Source organism: Stenotrophomonas nitritireducens, assembly GCF_001700965.1.
Classification (GTDB): domain Bacteria; phylum Pseudomonadota; class Gammaproteobacteria; order Xanthomonadales; family Xanthomonadaceae; genus Stenotrophomonas; species Stenotrophomonas nitritireducens_A.
Genome location: NZ_CP016756.1, coordinates 3524841 through 3543944, shown reverse-complemented (window position 1 = coordinate 3543944; position 19104 = coordinate 3524841). Strand labels below are relative to the sequence as shown.

Below are 19104 nucleotides of genomic sequence, written 5' to 3'. Positions count from 1 at the left end.
TGCGTGCAATCCTAACGGCCCTCCAAAGGAAGGCCGGACTAGGCTTTCGCCGTAATTCAACCCAGCAGGGTTTCCAGCACGGCCATGCGCACGGCGACGCCGTTGGCGACCTGACGCAGTACCCAGGACTGTGGGCCGTCGGCCACGTCGTCGGTGACTTCCACGCCGCGGTTGATCGGGCCCGGGTGCAGTACCGCCGCATCCTTGGCCGCACGCTGCAGACGCTCACCATTGAGGCCGTACTGGGCGTGGTACTGCTCCAGCGACGGCACCAGGCCTTCTTCCATGCGCTCGCGCTGCAGTCGCAGCATCATCAGCGCATCAACTCCTTCCAGCATGGCGTCGAAATCCTGGCCGACCACGCAGCCCTTCAGGGTTTCGTCGTCCGGCAGCAGCGATTGCGGGCCGCATACGCGGATCTCGCCCACGCCGAGCGTGCGCATCGCCTGCAGATCGGTACGGGCCACACGCGAGTGCTTCACGTCGCCGACAATCACCACTTTAAGCTTGGAGAAATCGCTGCCCTTGGCCTGGCGCAGGGTCAGCATGTCGAGCAGGCCCTGGGTGGGATGTGCGCTGCGGCCATCGCCGGCATTGATCAGCGCGGTGCCCTCGCCAGCGACGCCGGCCAGTTCGGCCACGGCGCCGTCGTCCGGGTGGCGCACGATGAAACCACGCACGCCCATCGCTTCAAGGTTCTTCAGCGTATCGCAGGCGGTTTCGCCCTTGCGCGCGGATGAGGTGGATGCATCGAAATTCAGTACATCCGCGCCCAGCCGTTGTGCTGCCAGCTGGAACGAGCTGCGGGTGCGGGTGGAGGGTTCGAAGAACAGCGTGCATACCGCCGTGCCCGCCAGCACCGCGCGCTTGTTGTTGATGCGGCCAACGGCGGCATCGCGGATCTGACCGGCGCGGTCCAGCAGCTGCAACAGGGTTTCGCGGGGCAACCCATCCAGGGTCAGCAGGTGGCGCAGGCGTCCTTGGGCATCAAGTTGCGAAGCAGTCATGGCGGGGTCTTCGACAGTCAGGAAATAGGGGTGGCTTCGTGCGGCGCGGACAGCCAGCGCTCGATGATGACGGCCGCAGCCTCGGCATCGAGATTGGCGGCATCGCGGCGGCGCTTGCGGCCTTCGGCACGCTCCATCGCAAACCGCTGCGCGGCCTCGACTGAGCTGGAACGCTCGTCCACCAGCAATACCGGCACCTTGTAGCGCTGCTGCAGCTGCCGGGCAAAGGCATGCGCGCGCTTGCGGTTGGGCTGGTCTTCGCCTTCCAGGGTGAGCGGGTCGCCGACGATCAAGCCCTGCGGCCGCCATTCCTTGTGCAGCTTATCCAGCGCGGTCCAGTCCGGGCCATTGCCATGTACATCGATCACGGCAAGGGCGCGTGCGCCCACGCCCAGCGAACTACCGATGGCAACACCGATGCGCCGCGAACCCACATCGAAACCCAGCACCGTGCTTTGGGTGGAAAGCAGGGCCGGCTCAGACATGACCGCTGTATCCGGCCAGCCGGAACAGATCCACGCCAATGCGCGAGGCGGCCAGTTGCCAGCGCTCGTCCAGCGGCGTGGCGAACAGCAACGGCGCGTCGGCAGGTACGGTCAACCAGCTGTCCTCGGTGAGCTCGCGTTCGAGCTGACCACTGCTCCAGCCGGCGCAGCCCAGCGTGACCAGCGCGTTGCGCGGCCCCTGCCCCTGCGCCATGGCTTCGAGGATGTCGCGCGATGTGGTCAGGTAGAGCCCATCGGTAACCGCCATGGTTGAATCCCAGCCGCGCGCATCGTCATGAATCACGAAGCCGCGTTCAGGATGCACCGGGCCGCCATTGAGTACCGGCACCGCACGCAGGTCGCCATCATCGGTGTTGATATCCATCTGGGCGAATACATCGCCCAATGTGTATTCGGACGCCTGGTTGACCACCACGCCCATCGCGCCGTTGTCGTCGTGCTGGCAGATCAGGGCCACACTGCGAGCAAACGGGGGGTCGAGCAGCGACGGCAGGGCCACCAGCAGGTGATTGGCGAGAGAGGGCGACAGCGCAGACATGTGCACATTCTAGCCGCTGACGCCGCCAAGGGCTCGCGCCAGCGATAATCCAGGGCCAGCTCCTGCTTCGGTGGCCTTCATGTCCAGCTATTGTGATTCCGCGCCCGACCACCCGGTTCACGGTCCTTACCACGACAACGAATACGGCTTCCCGCAGCGCGCGGAGGCCGAGTTGTTCGAGCGCCTGCTGCTGGAGATCAACCAGGCCGGCCTGAGCTGGGAAACCATCCTGCGCAAGCGTGAAGGTTTCCGCAGCGCGTACAGCGGCTTTGACGTGGATGCGGTGGCCGCCTATGGCGACGCCGATATCGCCAGGCTGATGGCCGACGCCGCCATCATCCGCAACCGGCTCAAGGTGCTGGCCGCGATCCACAACGCGCAGGTGATCCAAGGCCTGCGTGCTTCCCATGGCGGCTTTGCCGAGTGGCTGGATGCGCACCACCCGCTGACCAAGGCGGAGTGGGTGAAGTTGTTCAAGAAGACCTTTCGCTTCACCGGTGGCGAGATCACTGGGGAATTCCTGATGAGCCTGGGCTATCTGCCGGGCGCGCACCGGGAGGACTGCCCGGTGATGGTAAAGATCGCGGCGATTGGGCCGGCCTGGATGGGGCGGTAGGGGTTTTGGGGTTTTTGGAAGCTCAGGAGCCGGAGCGGAAGCTCACCTGACCAGCAAGATACTTCCGCGACCTCCGTTTTGTAGCCCGGGTAAGCGCAGCGCACCCGGGAGCAAGGATCTCGCAGGTCTTTCAGGCTCCCCGCCAACAGCCCCGGGTGCGCTGCGCTTACCCGGGCTACGGCATTGAAAGCCGGAGCCAAAGCACCCCTCCCCGGCCCTCCCCTTCGCTGCGCGAAAGGGAGGGGGAAGAGCGGCTGCCGCTTCTGCTTCTGCTTCTGCTTCTGCTCCGGCTTTGGCTTTGCTCTGCTTTGCTTTGCTTTGCTCTGGCCCCTCCCTTTCGCGTAGCGAAGGGGAGGGTTCGGGAGGGGGCCGTTGATCTTGATCTTGATCTTCCCTACAGCCCCAAACAAAAAAGCCGCCCCCAAAGGAGCGGCTCTTCAAACCGGCCCGTCCGCCAGAATCAGCGAACCTCGGCAATCTCCACACCATCCAAACCCTGCGACAGGGTCTTGGCGTCGCCGCCCTGCGACAGCTTGATACGCAGGCGCACTTCGTTCTGCGAATCGGCGTAACGCAAGGCGTCGTCGTAGCTGATCTCGCCAGCCTGGTACAGCTCGAACAGGCTCTGGTCGAAGGTCTTCATGCCCAGCTGCACCGAGTCCTTCATCACTTCCTTGAGCTTGTGCACTTCGCCGTCGCGGATGTAATCCTGCACCAGCGGCGTGCCCAGCAGGATTTCCATCGCCACGCGGCGGCTCTTGCCATCCGGGCTGGGCACCAGCTGCTGCGCGACCACGCCCTTCAGGTTCAGCGACAAATCCATCAGCAACTGGTTGCGGCGGTCTTCCGGGAAGAAGTTGATGATGCGGTCCATCGCCTGGTTGGCGTTGTTGGCGTGCAGCGTTGCCAGCACCAGGTGGCCCGTTTCGGCGAATGCGACGGCGTGGTCCATGCCCTCGCGGGTACGGATTTCGCCGATCATGATCACGTCCGGCGCCTGGCGCAGGGTGTTCTTCAGCGCCGCTTCCCAGCTGTCGGTATCGATGCCCACTTCACGCTGGGTGACGATGCAGCCTTCGTGCTTGTGCACGAATTCGATCGGGTCTTCGATGGTGATGATGTGGCCGGTGGAGTTCTGGTTGCGGTAGCCGATCATCGCCGCCAGCGAGGTCGACTTGCCGGTACCGGTGGCACCCACAAACAGGATGATGCCGCGCTTGGTCATGGCCAGCGTCTTGATCACCGGCGGCAGGCTCAGCTCTTCGACGGTGGGAATGCGCGTCTCGATGCGACGCAGCACCATGCCCACCTGGTTGCGCTGGTAGAAGCAGCTCACACGGAAGCGGCCCACGCCGGATACGCCAATGGCGAAGTTGCATTCGTGGGTTTTCTCGAATTCCTCGCGCTGCGCCGGCGTCATCACGTTGAGCACCATGTCGCGGCTCTGCTGTGCCGTCAGTGGTGTCTGGGTGATCGGCGACAGCTTGCCGTTGACCTTCATCGACGGCGGCATGCCGGCGGTGATGAAAAGGTCGGACGCCTTCTGGTGCGCCATCAGTTTGAGGAAGGAGGTGAAGTCGATAGTACTCATGGGAAGTTCCCTGTAGGAGCCGGGATGCGACGCTCAGAAACAGGGCTTGCGCCCGGCCCCTGCCGGCATCCCGCCTTGGCCAATATCCAATCTCGAATAAGCTGTACCGGCATGGCCGGCATTACTCGAACAGACGCTTGTCCTTGGCGTATTCCTTGGCCTGGTTGCGCGTGATCAGGCTGCGCTTGACCAGATCCTGCAGATTCTGATCCAGGGTCTGCATGCCTACCTGCTGGCCGGTCTGGATGGCCGAGTACATCTGCGCCACCTTGTCTTCGCGGATCAGGTTACGGATGGCCGGGGTGGCCACCATGATTTCGTGCGAGGCAATACGGCCGCCACCCACGCGCTTGAGCAGTGCCTGCGAGATGACCGCGCGCAGCGACTCGGACAACATCGAGCGCACCATCGGCTTTTCACCGGCCGGGAACACGTCGACGATACGGTCGATGGTCTTGGCGGCCGAGCTGGTGTGCAGCGTGCCAAACACCAGATGGCCGGTTTCGGCCGCGGTCAGCGCCAGGCGGATGGTTTCCAGGTCACGCAATTCGCCGACCAGGATGATGTCCGGGTCTTCACGCAGTGCCGAGCGCAGTGCTTCGTTGAAGCCGTGCGTATCGCGGTGCACTTCGCGCTGGTTGATCAGGCACTTCTGCGAGGTGTGCACGAATTCGATCGGGTCCTCGACGGTGAGGATATGACCGTATTCGTTCTTGTTGATGTGGTCGATCATCGCTGCCAGCGTGGTCGACTTGCCCGAACCGGTCGGGCCGGTAACCAGGATCAGCCCCTGCGGCTGCTCGATCAGCTCGCGGAAGATCGGCGGACACGCCAAGTCTTCCAGCGTCAGCACTTCCGAGGGAATGGTACGGAACACCGCACCGGCACCACGGTTCTGGTTGAACGCGTTGACACGGAAGCGCGCCAGCGAGGGAATCTCGAACGAGAAATCGACCTCGAGGAACTCTTCGTAATCGCGCCGCTGCTTGTCCGACATGATGTCGTACACCAGCGCGTGCACTTGTTTGTGGTCCAGCGCCGGGATATTGATGCGACGGACGTCACCGTCCACGCGGATCATCGGCGGCAAGCCGGCGGAAAGGTGTAAGTCCGAGGCCTTGTTCTTGACCGAGAACGCCAATAGTTCAGCGATATCCATACGCGCTCTGTCCCCTGCGTTGCGAGTATCTGTAAGGTGTTTCCCCTGGCGGGCAGTATAGCCTTCCCACGTAAGAGGTTGATGCATTGCAAACCGTATCTTTGGCCACCCTTGGGCAGCAGATCGAGGCGGCTTCCAGGCCTTCACAGCCGGTCCGGCTGCTGGCCGTTTCCAAGCTGCAGCCCGCCGCCGCGGTGGCCGCGCTGGCCGCCCAGGGGCAGCGCGCCTTCGGGGAAAACTATGTGCAGGAAGCGGCGGCCAAGATCGCCGAACTGCGCGTACTGGGCTTGGAATGGCACCTGATCGGCCACCTGCAGTCCAACAAGGCCGAGCTGGCCGCGCAGGTCTTCGACTGGGTGCAGACGGTGGACCGGCCCAAGCTGGTCAGCGCCCTGGCCCGCTACCGCCCGGCCGCTTTGCCCCCCCTCAACGTGCTGATCCAGGTCAACATCGATGACGAGGACAGCAAGCACGGCTGCGCGCCCGAGCAGATTGCCGGGCTGGCCGAGGCCATCGCCAACGAACCACGGCTGTGCCTGCGCGGGCTGATGGCGATCCCGGCACCGTTCCCGGAAGCGGCCAAGCGCCAGGCCGCCTTCACGCGGATGCAGGACCTGTTTGCCGGCCTGGCCGCGCACTCCCCGCAGGTCGATACACTTTCGATGGGCATGAGCAGTGATTTCGCCGAGGCCATCGCCGCTGGCTCGACCATGGTCAGAGTCGGCACCGCGCTGTTCGGCCAGCGCCCCTCCCCTTGATCGTCCCGAGATTGGATTGATGACCAGCCCCCAGCACGCAGACCTTCCCGACACCCAGCTCCCCGACACTGATGTCGCCTTCATCGGCGGCGGCAACATGGCCCGCAGCCTGATCGCCGGCCTGCTGCGGCGCGGCATGGCCGCCGGCCGCATCCATGTGGCCGAACCGGTCGCCTCCCTGCGCCAGGCGCTGGCGCAGGACTTCGGCGTCCACACCCATGACACGGCGGAAGCCGCCGCCGGGCATGCCGGGCTGTGGCTGATGGCGGTCAAACCGCAGGTGATGCGGACCGTCTGCGAGGCACTGGCCAGCATTGCTGCCAGCAGGCAGCCGGTGGTCGCCTCGATCGCCGCCGGCATCACCGCTGCACAGTTGGAGCGCTGGCTCGGCGGCAACCAGGCCATCGTCCGCGCCATGCCCAACACTCCTGCCCTGCTCGGTGCCGGCGTCACCGGCCTGTTTGCCAACCCACGCGTGTCCGCTGCGCAGCGCGCGCAGACCGAGCAGGTACTGGCCAGCGCCGGCCGCACCGTATGGATCGAAAGCGAAACCCAGATGGATGCGGTAACCGCGGTCTCCGGCAGTGGCCCGGCCTATGTATTCCTGCTGGCCGAAGCCATGGAAGCGGCAGCGCTGGAACAAGGCCTGCCAGCGGATGCGGCACGCACGCTGGTGCTGGACACCATCCTCGGCGCCGCCCGCATGCTGACCGAAGCCGGCGAAGCACCGGCCGAACTGCGCCGCCGCGTGACCTCGCCTGGCGGCACCACCCAGGCCGCCATCGAAACCTTCCAGGCCGGCGGCTTTGAAGCACTGACCGCGCGCGCCATCGATGCCGCAGCCAAACGCGGTAAGGAACTGTCCGCTGCGAACGATTGATCTGCATTACTTTCACCAATGCATGTGCGTGCACTCGTAGAGATCTGCTTTAAACAACCCCTCCCCTTGCGGTGTGAGAGGGGCAGCTTACGAACCACCGGTTCGTTGCCCATCGAACGCCCTTGCGCCGGCGCAAGGGCCAGGGCGCGGAGCGGGGGTTGGGGAGAGGAACAAGGCGCAGCCTTGCAGCTCTTATGCACTTGGAACGCCGCAACCAACACAGCCCAAGGACACCATCACCATGCACCGGCTCGCCCTAACGCTGTCCTCCACCCTCCTGCTCACGCTCAGCGCCTGTTCCGCACAACAAGCCCCGCAGGCTGCGGTGATCCAGCAATCACAACCCAGCCACGCCGACCTCGGCAGCCTGCGCGTGCATTACAACCTGCTGCCCACGCTGGCGATGAATGAAGCGGTGGCACGCAGCTACCAGGTGCAGCGCGAAGCCGACCGTGCGCTGCTGGTGGTCGCCCTGCGGCAACTGGCACAGGGCGAAGAGCTGCCGGCCGAAGGCAAAGTGCAGGCCACCGCCACCGATCTGTCCGGCAAGCGCCAGCAGATTGAACTGCGGGCGGTGCGCACCGGTCCGTATACGGATCTGATCGGCGTGCTCGATGCGCATCCGCGCGATCAACTGCGCGTGGATCTGCAGATAAGCGCTGCTGCCGGCAACGGCAAGCTGCGTTTCGAGCGGAACTTCTGAGCTGAACTTCCGAGTTGCGACGCAAGGCAAGCTGCCGTTCGCTGCTTCCAGTGCCGCGCTGGCAATCGGTTGGACGTTCCGGCAGCCAAGAGCAGCTTGAAGCAGCGGCGTTATTGCCTGGCCTAGCCCACCAATTGCGGGCCCTCGCCCTGCTCACCCAGCACATCCTGCGGATTAAGCAGGCCGCAGCGTTTGAGTGACAGGCAGCCACAACCGATGCAATCCGTGAGCTGGTCACGCATGAACTGCAGCACCTGGATGTGCGCATCCAGCTCCTTGCGCCAACGCGCGGACATCCTGGCCCACTCCGCCTTGCTCGGCGCGCGCCCTGCCGGCAGTTCGCCCAGCCGCCGCGCCACCGCCTGCAACGGCATGCCAACCCGCTGTGCCGCCTGGATCACCGCCAATCGCCGCAGCACGTCACTCTGGAAGCGGCGCTGGTTGCCCGCCGTGCGCTGGCTCTGGATCAGCCCCTTGCGCTCATAGAAGTGCAGTGCCGATATGGCGATCCCGCTGCGTCGTGCCACTTCCCCTACACTCAGTTCCCGCGTGGACATCCGTTGACCTCAACCATGGTTGAGGTGTGATGCTGCATGCCTCCCATCCGCAACTCAAGCAGTCAGTCCGCATCATGAGTTCACCCAGCAGCACCTCGGCACCTCCACCCGCCACCTCGATCCTCGCCCCGCAGTACCGCGCCACCACCATCGGCATGGTCGCCTTGATCTCGCTGATCGCCTTCGAAGCCCTGGCCGTGGCTGCGGCCATGCCCAGCGTGGCGCAGGCATTGGACGGATTGCGCCTGTACGCATTGGCATTTGGCGGCGCCCTGGCCACCAGCGTGATCGGCATGACCCTCGCCGGCCGCCTGTGCGACCAGCAAGGCCCGGCAAAACCCTTGTGGCTGGGCATGGGCAGCTTCCTGATCGGGCTGGTGCTGGCCGGGCTGGCGCCACGCATGGATGTGCTGATCGTCGGCCGCCTGCTGCAGGGTATCGGCATCGGCGCCATCTCGGTATCGCTGTACGTGCTGGTGGCGCGCACCTACCCGGAGGTGTTGCGGCCCAAGGTATTCGCGGCGTTCTCCGCCGGTTGGGTGGTGCCCTCGCTGATCGGCCCGGGCCTGAGCGGCTGGATCGTGCAGCACGCCAGCTGGCGCTGGGTCTTCCTCAGCGTACCGATCCTGGCCCTGCCCGCTGCCTGGCTGCTGTTGCCGGCACTGCGCAGCACCCACACCAGCATCCGCCGCGATGTCGCGCAGGTGCCGGTGGTGCGCTGGGCAATCGGCACCGCGTTGGCGGCATTGCTGCTGTATGTGGGCGGACAGCTACATGGCGCGCCGGCCTTGTTGACCATGGCCGCCGCGCTGGCTGCGCTGGTGCTGTGCAGCCGTCATCTGCTGCCGCGCGGCACCTTGCTGTTGCGCCCCGGTTTGCCCAGCGTCATCGCGCTGCGCGGCATCGCCGCCTCGGCATTCTTCAGCTGTGAAGCCTTCCTGCCGCTGCTGCTGCAACGTGAGCGTGGCCTGTCGCCGCTATGGGCCGGCGCCGCACTCAGCCTGGGCGCACTGGGCTGGTTCTCCGGCTCATGGCTGCAAGGCCACCAGCACTTCGGCTGGAGCCGCCTGCGCATGCTGCAGACCGGCACCTGGTTGATGCTGGCCGGTCTGCTGATCAGCGTGCTTACCCTCTACCCCAGCGTGCCGTTGGCGATGGCATTGGCGGGCTGGTCGTTGACCGGGCTGGGCATGGGCCTGATCTATCCCAGCCTGTCGGTGTTGACGCTGTCGTTGTCGGCGCCACACGAACAGGGCAACAACAGTTCCGCCCTGCAGCTGAGCGAAGGCGTTGCAGTCGCCGCGACGCTGGCGATCTCCGGCTCACTGTTCGCTGCCCTGGTGGGCGGCAATGAAACCACCGGCTACCTGCTGTGCTTCATGGTGACGCTGCTACTGGCAGCGCTGGCAACCCAGGTCAGCCGCCGCATCGGCTGAGTGGCTGGGCCGCGCAATTGCGCGATCCAGCCACTCACGGGAAGGGCTGCACATTGCAGCCCGGCACTGGCTCAGTGCGCGCTATCCACGCCTTCCACTTCCAGCAGGTCCTGGCGCAGAATGCGGCGCACTTCCAGCACCGCTTCCGGTGTTTCCTGCACGCTGTGGCCGGACACGATCACTTTCTCCGACAGCGCGCCATCAAGATGCGCACTCCAGTACGGCACCAGCCCATCGTCGGACTCAGGGGTGGGCACGTCAGCCTTGCGCTTGGCGATGATGGAGTGGTACTTCAGGCCCGGCTTGATCGGCAAGGCCGAGGACGCCTCGATGAAGGGATCACTGGCCTTGAGGTTTTCAATGCTGTTGGTGATGACCGGCTCCTTGGGCTTCTTGCCATCGGTTTCGCCGGGATCCTGCAAGGCCATGAAGGCATCACCGAAGGCGCCGAGGATGGTCAGCGGCAAGCGCACCAGCTTGCCGATCAAGCGCCCTACGCGGTTGCCGGCGGCATCGGTGCCCTTGTGCGGCGAGGCCAGGAAAATCGCCCGCTCCACGTTGGGCTGCGGGGTGAAATGCAGCACCGGCCCGAGCTTGGCCTCCACCCGCGCCAACCGCTCGCCCTGCAGGTTGTAGCGCTTGCGGGTGTTTTCCCAGAGCACGTCACCCGAGTCACTGAGCATCAGCCGGGCGATCACGCCGCCCATGCTGTGGCCGATGAAGACCATGTCGTGCGAGGCCGGCGCGGTTCCGGTCGGGTCGAAGTGGCGCAGCGTGCCGTTGAAGGCCTTGCTGATGGTGTAGCGGTTCAAGGCGATCGGCGCGTTGGTCGGGTAATAGACCGACCACACCTGGTAGTGCTCGCGCATTTCCTCATCGCCCATGATTTCGTTGGCCAGGTTCACCCAGGCCTCCGGGCTGCTGGCCAGGCCGTGCAGCATGAAGATGATGCGCTTGTTCGGATCGTAGGGCTGCATCAGGTAGATATGCGGCTCGCGGATGCCTTCGCCACGGCCAAACAAGGTGCGCAGTGACTCGGTGGCAAAACCCGATTGGGCAAGCCACAGCCCATAGGCAGCGGTGAAGTTGGCGGCCAGCGGAACTTCCTGGCCACGCATCTGGATGCTGGACTGGTCCGGCGAATAGGCTTCCAGCTGCACGTCGCGGGTTGCCAGCACTTCTTCCAGCGTATTGCCGCTGAAGTTCAGCACGGCAGTCACGTTGATGGCCGGCATCTCGCTGTACAGCGGAAGATCCTGCTTGCGTTCTTCCACTTCCACCGCCTGTGCCAGCGCTGGCGCTTCCATCATTGCCACCAGCTCGGCACCGAAGCCATCGCGGCGGTAGGAGCTGCGCAGGCCGGCGAAACTCACCGACGATGCAGCCACCAGCTGCTTGGGCACGCCCTGCAGCTTGAGATCGTCAAACTTGGCGCGGATGGTCCAATCGTCCACCTGCACCGGCCGGTTGATGTCCTCGCCCTCCAATGCCCGTGCACGGGTGCGCTGGAAGACCACCGATGCGGCCTGCTCGGTAGCGTAGTTGTAGTAATCCCGCACCTGGGTAAGCCGGTCTTCCAAGGCACGCTGCGCCGGGCTGCGGCCGCTGAAGAACAGGTAGAGGTACGAATAACGCGCGGTTTCCAGCCAGGCATTCAATGCGGCCGGCGGCAACTCGATGGGCTCGTTGCCCTTGGGCTTGGGAGTAAGCGCCAGTGCCTGCTGCATCCACAACTCGGCCAGCGTGGACAACCGCTGTTCGGACTGCAGGCCATCATTGTCCGCCACCGTCTGCCGGCAGGCCGGCATGTCCTTGCTGCAGTCGCTTTCGGTCAGGCCGATCACCGACAGCGATTCCTGCGACAAGGCACTGAGCTTGCCGGTGCTGAGAATGTCGCCGCGCTTGAGCATCACATAGTCGGTGTTGCTCACCGCTTTCATCTTCACCATGGCGCAGCCGCTGGACAGCAGCAGCGCCATTACCGCGACCACCGGCAGCAGCCGGCGTATCCATGTCTGCGGGTTGGGGTTCATTGGCTGGTCGTTCCTGAGGCGGGAATGCCCGGTACGCCTGCGCGTATGCGGGAAGAGAAATCTGCCACATCGCCCGCTTCACGGGCCCGCAGCGTGATACGCCCCAATTGTTGCAGACGCGCCAACGGCACGCCGGGGGTCAGGCCGCCAACATCCTCGGCATATTCGGCCAGGTAGCCCGAAGCCAGCAGCCGGTAATCCAGCGGCAGGTTGGGCTGGATGCGGCGCATCAGCTCGAACACCACCGTGGTGCAGTTGCTGGTCAACGTATTGTAGAAACGCGGGGCCTGCTCCAGCTGCTGCGCGCGGTCCACATAGAAACGCAGTAGTTCACGCATCTTGTCCGGGCTCAGCCCATGCAGGCGGTACAGATAGACATCCTCGCCGCGCACATTGCTGCGCGTCAGCACGATGTCGCGCTCGTCCGAGGCCACCAGCACCGCCTCGAACTTGCGGAAGAAACCGCCCAGCGCCGAGAACGATTCGCCCTGCTCCTTGCGGATTTCCAGCGAGAACACCAGCTGGCGGCCATCGGCAAAGCCGAACGAGACCAGCGTGTGGGCAATGGCCGGGCCCATCCAGTAGGACAGGATCATGTCCACCGACTGTACCTGCGACAGATCGTATTCGCGCTTTTCCCAGCGCACGTCGTAGTCGGTTTCACTGCGCCAGTGGAAGTTGCGCACGTTGTCGATGATCAGGCGGTCGCCCTCGATGCGCGCATGCAGCGGCTGCGCAACGTCGTCGGCCCAGGCCCGGTCCTGCTGCGGGGTGATCGTCGCCCACCAGATCAACATCACCGCGAACAGTACGCCGAACACCGCCAGTGAATGCCAGCGCCGCACCGGCCCGAAGCCGGCGCGGATCGCCCAGATGCTGGGCACGCACCACACCAGGATGGCGACCACCTTGGCCACCACGTTGCCGGGGAACTGGTACCACAGCGCAAAACCACCCCAGAGGCCGATGCAAAGGCACAAGAACGCCAACAGGACCCGACCGACGCCACGCACCACACTGCACAGACGCCGCTTCCCTACATTCACCACTTCACTCTCCTGAAAGACCCAACGGCCCCGGTAGCGCGCAGCGCGCCCAGCCGGCACCAGCCGCCCAAAATGAATGGGTCGCCAGCGACCCGCGGCAAAGATAGCCTGCCGGACGTGGAAAGCGGAGTGAAACAACAAAAAACCTCCCCGACCCGCCCCCCTGTTCACATGCAGGTAGGCCAGCCACCCGATCAACGAGGGAAACACAGTAGCCCGGGTAAGCGCAGCGCACCCGGGGCCGTCGGCAAATGAGCTGAAAGACCGCCAGCTCCCATCCTCCCGGGTGCGCGGGCGTCTATCCGGTCTCCCTTGACGATAAGCGCACCGGCAGTTTGTAGGAGCGGCGTCAGCCGCGAAGCTAAAGTTGCTGAAACCGTTGGCCCTTGTGCCATCTGACGCGATATCAGCTTCGCGGCTGACGCCGCTCCCACAAGCAACTAGCCAACCGGTAGCCCGGGTAAGCGCAGCGCACCCGGGAAGAGGGAATCCAATGAACCTTTCTGCTTGGCGCGAACTGCCCCGGGTGCGCTTCGCTTACCCGGGCTACGCCACAGCCCGATTCACCTAAGCGGCAAACACATCGGCAGCTTGTAGGAGCGGCGTAAGCCGCGAAGCTGGCGGTGCTGAAACCTCTGCCCGTTGCGCCATCTGACCCTGCATCAGTTTCGCGGCTGACGCCGCTCCTACAGGCACGCCGCTGAACGGCGACCCGGGCACCTGATCAAGCCGGCCCGCATCTGCAACTAGGCAGGCTTGCCTTGCTGCGCCGGCGTCTCGGTATGCGCCGCTGCCAGCCACTTGCCGTCCCTCTTTGCCCAGGTGGTGCTGTCAAAACAGATCATTTCCTGCGGCTTGCCATCAACTTCAAAGTTCTGCCTGACCTTGTACGTCAGGATGGCGACGTCATCGATGGGGAAAAACACCTCCTCATCGGAGAACGAAAACCCCGTGACCCGCGCAGTTCCCTGCTCGGCCATCGCCACGTACTCGGCCGGACTGAAATGATGGACGCCGTACATCGAGACCATTGACGCCTTTTCGGGCAGCAGCGCGGCCGCCTTGGTCGGTTGCTGGTCGACCATGGCCTGCCAGAACGCACGCTCAAGTTCCAATATTTCGGCACGTGTTGTCATGTCACGCTCCGCTTGGGGGAAGTTAAATCAGGCTGTCACACCGCTTGTTGGGCACACGTGACACAGACGCTACGCGGCGGCAAACATGATCCCCGTCTGCCGGCTTCAGCTCGATGACTGCGCATCCCGGTGGACGTTTCATCACCCTCCCTGACCACGCCGCAGCTCAGTGCCTGAGTCGCACCAGCGTCGGATGTAATGGCGGCATGCACATACCTTCTCGCCCTTTATACGCAGCGGCTTACAGGCTGGTCCCACACCACGGAGGACAGCTCATGCACAACGAAAACCAGACTGAACAACAGGAAAAACTGGTCAAGCTGATCAAGAAGTTCGGCACCGCAATGCTCACCACCCGCGGCGCCGACGGCAGCATGCATTCACGGCCGATGACGCCACTGGGCGACGAGTTCGACGGTGGCTTCTGGTTCGCCACGGAAATCGACAACGCCGCCGTGATCGACCTGCAGGCCAATCCCGAGGCGAACGTGGGCTTCATGCACGAAGGCGACAACAACTTCATTTCCGTGGCCGGGCGCGGCAGTATCAGTCAGGATCGCGCCCAGATTGCCCGTCTATGGTCCGCACCAATGAACGCCTTCTTCAAAGGCGGCAAGGACGACCCGCGCGTCTGCCTCATCCGTATCGACGCGCAGCACGCCGACTATTGGGACGGCCCCGGAAACCTGCTGACCAAACTGGTGTTCTTTGCCACGGTCGCCACCACCGGCAATCACGAAGCGCTCAGCGACACCGGCTCGGTAAATCTCTGAGCAGGCGCCGGGCGGCCACCATGGTTTGGTGGTCGCCCACTGCGTAGCGGTTGGAAGGGTTCGCAGATGCCAGCAGCCAAGGCCGCGTATCGCAGGGCTTGCAGACAGGAAAGCATCGAACAGCCGCCGGAGCTGCGCTGCCACTCATTCAAGTAAATCAGCCCCGCAATCCGCCAGATATTTACGGAAGCTAGGGTAAGCGCAGCGCACCCGGGGGCCTTACGCGCACAGCCTTGAAGACCACCAGACCTCAATCTCCGGGATGCGCCGCGCTTACCCGTGCTACGCCGCTGCTCTGATTCGGGCGCTGATTGGCATCGGAACCAAAAAAGCCGGCCCAGGGCCGGCTTTTTTTTACATGAGCAAAGGGCATGCAGTCACGCCGCACCCTTCGTCAGCGGAAAATCGCCGACTCGGCTCAACCGTTGGGACACAGGCCTTCCAGACATGCTTCTAGAATCGCCTCGCACCTATCAGGCGCAGTACCCCGCGCGATGCAGGCGTTGTATGAATTCACACACGGCGTACCGCACCAGGACGCCGAGGCCGTACCACCAAAGACAGCCATAGAAAGAAAGCCACAGGCGGCAACGCGCTTGATCCACTTCTTCATGCCACTTTCCTTGTTGGCCTGATCATTCAGGCGGCCCAGCATAGGTTTTCTGGAAAGCAGATTTCGTTTAATAGCCCACAAATCTTGAAGTACGGACAGCCCCTAAAACACCAAGGCGGCATCGAACTTCAATGAATGTTCGGCCCTTTGATTCCGCTCTCCAACCAAGCCTCAACTTGCGGCAGCAACGCCACAACCGAAGCAGCCAACTGGTTGTACCTGCTTTGTTCGCTGCCGAAAGCCTTGAAGCTGAAATCACGGAAATCCTTGTGCTGCTCGATTCGGCCAGCCGCTGCGCCGTCCGGAAGCCCTGAGCGGCAGGAAGTTTCGCACCACCAATCAGATCCCAACCAACTAGACGGTGGGCACCGCCGACAAAGCGGCCGCCATCTACGCTAGTGGCTTCCCGCTCTTCACCATTTACATGCGCGAATTGGTTTCAATCCAACTGTTGAAAGAGCCGTATGCCGAGACCGGCGAAGTGGGCCTCATCTGCCTCATCCGCCAGGACGTGGCATCCGCATATCCCAAGGCCTTCACCCTCATCGACGGCGTGATGGGAGACGAGTAAGGCGCAGGACACCCGATGGTGTCAGCAACAACACCGATAGTTCTAGCCGGTACTGTAAGCATAAGCACCGAGAGGCTTTTGCGGTGCAGAACTACGCCGGGATTGCCGGTGAAGTGCTAGCACATCATGCTGATACCCCAAATTCAAGGAATGCATATGGACGCGCAATATTGCACCTGGGTTCTCAATTGGCCGTGCCTTAACCAAGCCGAATGGGCGACATGGATTCAAGTCTTTGGCTCCCTTACTGCCTTGTTCCTTGCTATTTATGTGCCGGTTAGGATGCGTCGAATAGAGGAGCTTGATAGGCGAATTGCGATCCTCTCGAGCATCGTTCGAGTAAGAGAAGTATCCGAACGATATGTTCAAGTTTTGCCGCAGCTTGAACAGCCAATTGGGCAAGTACCGGTTGATTTCAAAACAGCGATAGGGGCCTGTGAGATGTACTTACAGAACCCATCCACACCCACCGAAATGGTTCCTTTGCTTGGCCATGTGGCGCACGCTGGAAGTCAAATTCTCCAGCAATGGAGCTCGGTTGACTTGCTGCGCCACGGCGAGACTTTGCATTCGTCATTAGCGGCGGCCGTGAGGCATCTGGATCGAATTGTCCGGCATCTCGAGTCCGCCCAAGCGATAACCAAGGCATGGAAGAGAAACCACTGGTTTGCTCTGCTCATAAACTAGCGAAATAGTTTTCTTGTCAGCCAACTATTCGCCCCGGCCCTCAAACAGACGTCGGCGCGATCTTACGCTTTTTATAACGTGCCAATTGGCACGAATTGCTACAAACACCGCCAATTAGGAGAGAGAGGAATGTCTGACCCAAGCCAGTACGAGATAGATGCTCGAATGAAGCATATTCACGACCTGTTGGAGAAAGTCATCCAAGTGAATGGATTCTTCATCACTGCTGGATACGGGACCTTCTTTGGTGTGTGGGCAATTGCACGAGAAGATCTAGTGATTGACGCTCGCATTTGGAGCTGTTTGTTCTTGCTGGCCTCGGCTATCGTCTTTGTCGCGTGGCACATGTTTAGCCTGATGGCAATGAACTTCGTCATCAAGTCGATAGCAGCCGAACCGTCCGATGGCTGGGCGGGGCGAATACAGACTGCGATCACCACCCGCAGCAGTGAGAATGCACAACGCTTCGGGATACCGATAACGCTGCTCTCCGCGTTTCTCGCACTAGTTGGTATAAGCATCCTTACGATTGGACTACTTCGGACGCTTTAGCCATTGAGGTGCAGCCAAGGCGCTGTACCTGAAACGAGCCGGATGAACCGAGTAACAGGTGATGCCTGGTACCTGCGTCGACAAGTCACCTTCGAGGGGCAGAGCCAATAAAAAGCCCCGCTACCGGCTGGTGCGGGGCCTCCATAGCTCTGAATACTGGTGATCTTACAACTCAATAACTTTATTGGTTGCCAAGTCGCGCGCATACGCCTTTGCGCCAAAACCACGGGCAAGCCCGGCGGCTGCGGACAAGGCTTTATCTCCTACAACGATGTATTCACCGTGCCCGACTTTTTCGAAGCCATGGGCCCGAGCTGCTACGTCAAAAGCATCCGGATCGTCTGAGTAAACCAAATAGCGGGTGTCATTTGCCATCTTCAATTCCTTTGAAAGAGGTGATTTGCACTTACCCTGCACTTACGAAAAAACCGGCTTCCGCCGGTTTTTCTGCAACACTCAAATTTTGATGGTGGGCGGTACAGGGATCGAACCTGTGACCCTTGCCGTGTGAAGGCAATGCTCTACCGCTGAGCTAACCGCCCGTGTTGCGAGCCGCTCATTATAGGGGGCTGAGCGAACACGTCAACATCTTTCTTCACATCGATTTACATCGTCTGGGTCGGCTTGTCCGAGGTCGATGTGCCGGCCAGCAGGGTCTCGATCTTGTTGCGGATGGCCTCGCCGTCGGTGCCTTCGGCAAGCTGCACGCCGATGCCGGCCTGGCGGTTGCCCTGCGCGCCCAACGGGGTGACCCAGACCACCTTGCCGGCCACCGGCAAGCGCTCGCTGGAGTCTGGCAGGGTCAGCAGCAGGAACACCTCGTCACCGAGGAAATAGCGCTTGGGCGTGGGTACGAAGACGCCACCGTTCTTCACGAACGGCATGTAGGCGCCATACAGCGCCGCCTTGTCCTTGACCGCCAGTGAAAGGATGCCCTGGCGGGCGTTCATCGCACTCATCGAATTGTCCCCTTGGATTGCACTTGGTTGGCCGCGCCCCATGCCAGCAGCAGCTCCACCACGGCCAGGTCGGCACGGATGGTGGTGCGCAGCAGATCGCGGGTGCGATTGGCGGCATCAAACCAGGCGGCCAGCTTGTTCAATCGGGCCGGATCGGTCAAGCCGTCGGCTGCTTTCTTCAGTGCCAGGTCGGCGGCATGGCGCAGGCGCAGGTCGGCGTTGTCGTCGCCGGTCCAGCGCTGGGCCAGTTCGACGCTACCCACTTTGCCGGCCAGCAGCTGGTCCAACTCGCTGGCCACCTGCCGGCGCAGGGCCATGCCCTCGCCTTGCAGCCATTGGTCGGCCATTGCCGGGTGGCCGCGGGCGGCGTCCAGCGCTTCACGCGCCACGCCCTCGGTATAGCCGCGTGCCTGCAGCCAGGCCATGGCTTCCTCGCGCGGCGGCATACGGAACTCCAGGCGCTGGCAGCGGCTGCGGATGGTCTGCGGCAGCCGCGCCGGGTCGGCGCTCAGCAGCCACAGGTAGCGGCCGGGCGACGGTTCTTCCAGCGTCTTCAGCAAGGCATTGCAGGCGGAGCGGTTGATGGCGTCGGCCGGGTCAACAATCACCACCTGGGCCACGCCGTACTGCGGGGTGAGCGCCAGCTTCTGCGAGATCTCACGCACCTGGTCGATGACGATCTCGGTGCGCAGCTTGTCGCCGGTTTTATTGGGGATGAAGCTGGTGAACTGCAGGTCCGGATGGGTACCGGCCGCAATCAACTGGGCGTTGCGCTGGCGTGCTGCCGCATCTGCGCCGTGGTTGAGTACGTGCGCGGCCAGCCGCATCGCCACCGCGCGCTTGCCCATGCCGGCCGGGCCGCACAGCAGCAGACCATGGCCGAGCCGGCCCGCGTCGAGCGCGGCCACCGTCTGGTCATAGGCGCGCTGCTGCCAAGGGGCCAGTGCTTCGCTCATCGGGACATCCTGTACATCATTCGGGTC

General features: G+C 63.0%; 21 protein-coding genes, 1 tRNA gene and 1 pseudogene. 9 read left to right on the top strand and 14 right to left on the bottom strand.

Going from position 1 to position 19104, the window contains the following annotated elements; genetic code table 11:
* Positions 1-56 precede the first annotated feature (56 nt).
* Genes BCV67_RS15120 through BCV67_RS15110 form a run of 3 tightly spaced genes read right to left on the bottom strand, consistent with a single transcriptional unit; the run spans position 57 to position 2051 of the window.
* Positions 57-1007, bottom strand: a complete 951-nt coding sequence (locus BCV67_RS15120) for an aspartate carbamoyltransferase catalytic subunit (protein ID WP_062168743.1) — start codon at positions 1005-1007, stop codon at positions 57-59.
* A 17-nt stretch (positions 1008-1024) separates the two neighbouring features.
* Entirely contained in the window at positions 1025-1492 is a 468-nt protein-coding gene (gene ruvX / locus BCV67_RS15115; protein WP_062168746.1) for a Holliday junction resolvase RuvX, read from the bottom strand.
* Complete coding sequence (locus BCV67_RS15110; protein ID WP_062168748.1) at positions 1485-2051, bottom strand: YqgE/AlgH family protein; 567 nt, start codon at positions 2049-2051, stop codon at positions 1485-1487. Before BCV67_RS15110 ends, ruvX begins: the two co-directional genes overlap by 8 nt.
* A gap of 79 nt (positions 2052-2130) precedes the next feature.
* On the opposite strand from BCV67_RS15110, the gene BCV67_RS15105 reads away from it, so the two are divergent.
* The gene (locus BCV67_RS15105) at positions 2131-2667 is read left to right on the top strand and encodes a DNA-3-methyladenine glycosylase I (RefSeq protein WP_062168750.1); all 537 of its coding nucleotides are present in this window, start codon (positions 2131-2133) and stop codon (positions 2665-2667) included.
* Between the two features lie 460 nt (positions 2668-3127).
* Here the strand turns inward: BCV67_RS15105 and BCV67_RS15100 are convergent, their stop codons facing one another.
* Both BCV67_RS15100 and BCV67_RS15095 read right to left on the bottom strand, forming a co-directional pair.
* On the bottom strand, positions 3128-4258 hold the full coding sequence (locus tag BCV67_RS15100; RefSeq protein ID WP_062168752.1) for a PilT/PilU family type 4a pilus ATPase: 1131 nt from the start codon (positions 4256-4258) through the stop codon (positions 3128-3130).
* A 121-nt stretch (positions 4259-4379) separates the two neighbouring features.
* Positions 4380-5417 carry a type IV pilus twitching motility protein PilT gene (locus BCV67_RS15095; RefSeq protein WP_057628910.1) on the bottom strand — a complete coding sequence of 346 codons (1038 nt, stop codon included), beginning with the start codon at positions 5415-5417 and terminating at the stop codon, positions 4380-4382.
* Between the two features lie 149 nt (positions 5418-5566).
* On the opposite strand from BCV67_RS15095, the pseudogene BCV67_RS15090 reads away from it, so the two are divergent.
* From BCV67_RS15090 to BCV67_RS15080, 3 genes and pseudogenes are all read left to right on the top strand, one after another.
* A pseudogene (locus BCV67_RS15090) lies at positions 5567-6175 on the top strand (YggS family pyridoxal phosphate-dependent enzyme); the annotation flags it as partial.
* Between the two features lie 19 nt (positions 6176-6194).
* Positions 6195-7055 carry a pyrroline-5-carboxylate reductase gene (proC, locus tag BCV67_RS15085; protein ID WP_062168758.1) on the top strand — a complete coding sequence of 287 codons (861 nt, stop codon included), beginning with the start codon at positions 6195-6197 and terminating at the stop codon, positions 7053-7055.
* A 241-nt stretch (positions 7056-7296) separates the two neighbouring features.
* On the top strand, positions 7297-7758 hold the full coding sequence (locus BCV67_RS15080) for a DUF4426 domain-containing protein (RefSeq protein ID WP_062168760.1): 462 nt from the start codon (positions 7297-7299) through the stop codon (positions 7756-7758).
* A 122-nt stretch (positions 7759-7880) separates the two neighbouring features.
* Here the strand turns inward: BCV67_RS15080 and soxR are convergent, their stop codons facing one another.
* Entirely contained in the window at positions 7881-8315 is a 435-nt protein-coding gene (soxR, locus tag BCV67_RS15075) for a redox-sensitive transcriptional activator SoxR (protein WP_062168762.1), read from the bottom strand.
* A 74-nt stretch (positions 8316-8389) separates the two neighbouring features.
* Here soxR and BCV67_RS15070 point away from each other — a divergent pair, with 74 nt between their 5' ends.
* Positions 8390-9751, top strand: a complete 1362-nt coding sequence (locus BCV67_RS15070) for an MFS transporter (protein ID WP_062171677.1) — start codon at positions 8390-8392, stop codon at positions 9749-9751.
* Between the two features lie 71 nt (positions 9752-9822).
* Here BCV67_RS15070 and BCV67_RS15065 read toward each other — a convergent pair whose 3' ends face one another.
* From BCV67_RS15065 to BCV67_RS15055, 3 genes are all read right to left on the bottom strand, one after another.
* Positions 9823-11784, bottom strand: a complete 1962-nt coding sequence (locus tag BCV67_RS15065) for an esterase/lipase family protein (RefSeq protein ID WP_062168764.1) — start codon at positions 11782-11784, stop codon at positions 9823-9825.
* The gene (locus BCV67_RS15060) at positions 11781-12800 is read right to left on the bottom strand and encodes a DUF4105 domain-containing protein (protein WP_428999524.1); all 1020 of its coding nucleotides are present in this window, start codon (positions 12798-12800) and stop codon (positions 11781-11783) included. Before BCV67_RS15060 ends, BCV67_RS15065 begins: the two co-directional genes overlap by 4 nt.
* A gap of 776 nt (positions 12801-13576) precedes the next feature.
* On the bottom strand, positions 13577-13966 hold the full coding sequence (locus BCV67_RS15055) for a nuclear transport factor 2 family protein (RefSeq protein WP_062168766.1): 390 nt from the start codon (positions 13964-13966) through the stop codon (positions 13577-13579).
* A 275-nt stretch (positions 13967-14241) separates the two neighbouring features.
* On the opposite strand from BCV67_RS15055, the gene BCV67_RS15050 reads away from it, so the two are divergent.
* Positions 14242-14739, top strand: a complete 498-nt coding sequence (locus BCV67_RS15050; protein WP_062168768.1) for a pyridoxamine 5'-phosphate oxidase family protein — start codon at positions 14242-14244, stop codon at positions 14737-14739.
* A 418-nt stretch (positions 14740-15157) separates the two neighbouring features.
* Here BCV67_RS15050 and BCV67_RS19675 read toward each other — a convergent pair whose 3' ends face one another.
* Positions 15158-15352, bottom strand: a complete 195-nt coding sequence (locus BCV67_RS19675) for a hypothetical protein (protein WP_082746727.1) — start codon at positions 15350-15352, stop codon at positions 15158-15160.
* A gap of 361 nt (positions 15353-15713) precedes the next feature.
* On the opposite strand from BCV67_RS19675, the gene BCV67_RS15045 reads away from it, so the two are divergent.
* The 3 genes from BCV67_RS15045 to BCV67_RS15035 all read left to right on the top strand — a co-directional run bounded on the left by BCV67_RS15045 (position 15714) and on the right by BCV67_RS15035 (position 17162).
* Complete coding sequence (locus BCV67_RS15045) at positions 15714-15923, top strand: hypothetical protein (RefSeq protein WP_062168770.1); 210 nt, start codon at positions 15714-15716, stop codon at positions 15921-15923.
* Between the two features lie 156 nt (positions 15924-16079).
* The gene (locus tag BCV67_RS15040) at positions 16080-16610 is read left to right on the top strand and encodes a hypothetical protein (RefSeq protein WP_156455854.1); all 531 of its coding nucleotides are present in this window, start codon (positions 16080-16082) and stop codon (positions 16608-16610) included.
* Positions 16611-16739: 129 nt separating this feature from the next.
* The gene (locus tag BCV67_RS15035; RefSeq protein ID WP_062168773.1) at positions 16740-17162 is read left to right on the top strand and encodes a hypothetical protein; all 423 of its coding nucleotides are present in this window, start codon (positions 16740-16742) and stop codon (positions 17160-17162) included.
* 165 nt (positions 17163-17327) lie between these two features.
* On the opposite strand, the gene BCV67_RS15030 is transcribed toward BCV67_RS15035, so the two are convergent.
* The 4 genes from BCV67_RS15030 to BCV67_RS15015 all read right to left on the bottom strand — a co-directional run bounded on the left by BCV67_RS15030 (position 17328) and on the right by BCV67_RS15015 (position 19077).
* Positions 17328-17537, bottom strand: coding sequence for a hypothetical protein (locus BCV67_RS15030; protein ID WP_065868142.1), 210 nt, complete (start codon positions 17535-17537; stop codon positions 17328-17330).
* Between the two features lie 92 nt (positions 17538-17629).
* Positions 17630-17704, bottom strand: a tRNA-Val gene (locus BCV67_RS15025).
* Between the two features lie 63 nt (positions 17705-17767).
* Positions 17768-18121 (bottom strand): PilZ domain-containing protein, encoded by a 354-nt coding sequence (locus tag BCV67_RS15020; protein ID WP_057628929.1) that lies wholly within the window; start codon positions 18119-18121, stop codon positions 17768-17770.
* Positions 18118-19077 (bottom strand): DNA polymerase III subunit delta', encoded by a 960-nt coding sequence (locus BCV67_RS15015; RefSeq protein WP_062168775.1) that lies wholly within the window; start codon positions 19075-19077, stop codon positions 18118-18120. Before BCV67_RS15015 ends, BCV67_RS15020 begins: the two co-directional genes overlap by 4 nt.
* Between the last annotated feature and the right edge of the window lie 27 nt (positions 19078-19104).

What these genes read in the sequence shown, in the direction of transcription:
- BCV67_RS15080 (WP_062168760.1), top strand. Translation starts at nt 7,297, where the DNA reads ATGCACCGGCTCGCCCTAACGCTGTCCTCCACCCTCCTGCTCACGCTC.
- BCV67_RS15055 (WP_062168766.1), bottom strand. Translation starts at nt 13,966, where the DNA reads ATGACAACACGTGCCGAAATATTGGAACTTGAGCGTGCGTTCTGGCAG.
- BCV67_RS15020 (WP_057628929.1), bottom strand. Translation starts at nt 18,121, where the DNA reads ATGAGTGCGATGAACGCCCGCCAGGGCATCCTTTCACTGGCGGTCAAG.
- BCV67_RS15105 (WP_062168750.1), top strand. Translation starts at nt 2,131, where the DNA reads ATGTCCAGCTATTGTGATTCCGCGCCCGACCACCCGGTTCACGGTCCT.
- ruvX (WP_062168746.1), bottom strand. Translation starts at nt 1,492, where the DNA reads ATGTCTGAGCCGGCCCTGCTTTCCACCCAAAGCACGGTGCTGGGTTTC.
- BCV67_RS15120 (WP_062168743.1), bottom strand. Translation starts at nt 1,007, where the DNA reads ATGACTGCTTCGCAACTTGATGCCCAAGGACGCCTGCGCCACCTGCTG.
- BCV67_RS15040 (WP_156455854.1), top strand. Translation starts at nt 16,080, where the DNA reads ATGGACGCGCAATATTGCACCTGGGTTCTCAATTGGCCGTGCCTTAAC.
- BCV67_RS15070 (WP_062171677.1), top strand. Translation starts at nt 8,390, where the DNA reads ATGAGTTCACCCAGCAGCACCTCGGCACCTCCACCCGCCACCTCGATC.
- BCV67_RS15030 (WP_065868142.1), bottom strand. Translation starts at nt 17,537, where the DNA reads ATGGCAAATGACACCCGCTATTTGGTTTACTCAGACGATCCGGATGCT.
- soxR (WP_062168762.1), bottom strand. Translation starts at nt 8,315, where the DNA reads ATGTCCACGCGGGAACTGAGTGTAGGGGAAGTGGCACGACGCAGCGGG.
- BCV67_RS15035 (WP_062168773.1), top strand. Translation starts at nt 16,740, where the DNA reads ATGTCTGACCCAAGCCAGTACGAGATAGATGCTCGAATGAAGCATATT.
- BCV67_RS15100 (WP_062168752.1), bottom strand. Translation starts at nt 4,258, where the DNA reads ATGAGTACTATCGACTTCACCTCCTTCCTCAAACTGATGGCGCACCAG.
- BCV67_RS15110 (WP_062168748.1), bottom strand. Translation starts at nt 2,051, where the DNA reads ATGTCTGCGCTGTCGCCCTCTCTCGCCAATCACCTGCTGGTGGCCCTG.
- BCV67_RS15095 (WP_057628910.1), bottom strand. Translation starts at nt 5,417, where the DNA reads ATGGATATCGCTGAACTATTGGCGTTCTCGGTCAAGAACAAGGCCTCG.
- BCV67_RS15065 (WP_062168764.1), bottom strand. Translation starts at nt 11,784, where the DNA reads ATGAACCCCAACCCGCAGACATGGATACGCCGGCTGCTGCCGGTGGTC.
- BCV67_RS15050 (WP_062168768.1), top strand. Translation starts at nt 14,242, where the DNA reads ATGCACAACGAAAACCAGACTGAACAACAGGAAAAACTGGTCAAGCTG.
- BCV67_RS19675 (WP_082746727.1), bottom strand. Translation starts at nt 15,352, where the DNA reads ATGAAGAAGTGGATCAAGCGCGTTGCCGCCTGTGGCTTTCTTTCTATG.
- BCV67_RS15015 (WP_062168775.1), bottom strand. Translation starts at nt 19,077, where the DNA reads ATGAGCGAAGCACTGGCCCCTTGGCAGCAGCGCGCCTATGACCAGACG.
- proC (WP_062168758.1), top strand. Translation starts at nt 6,195, where the DNA reads ATGACCAGCCCCCAGCACGCAGACCTTCCCGACACCCAGCTCCCCGAC.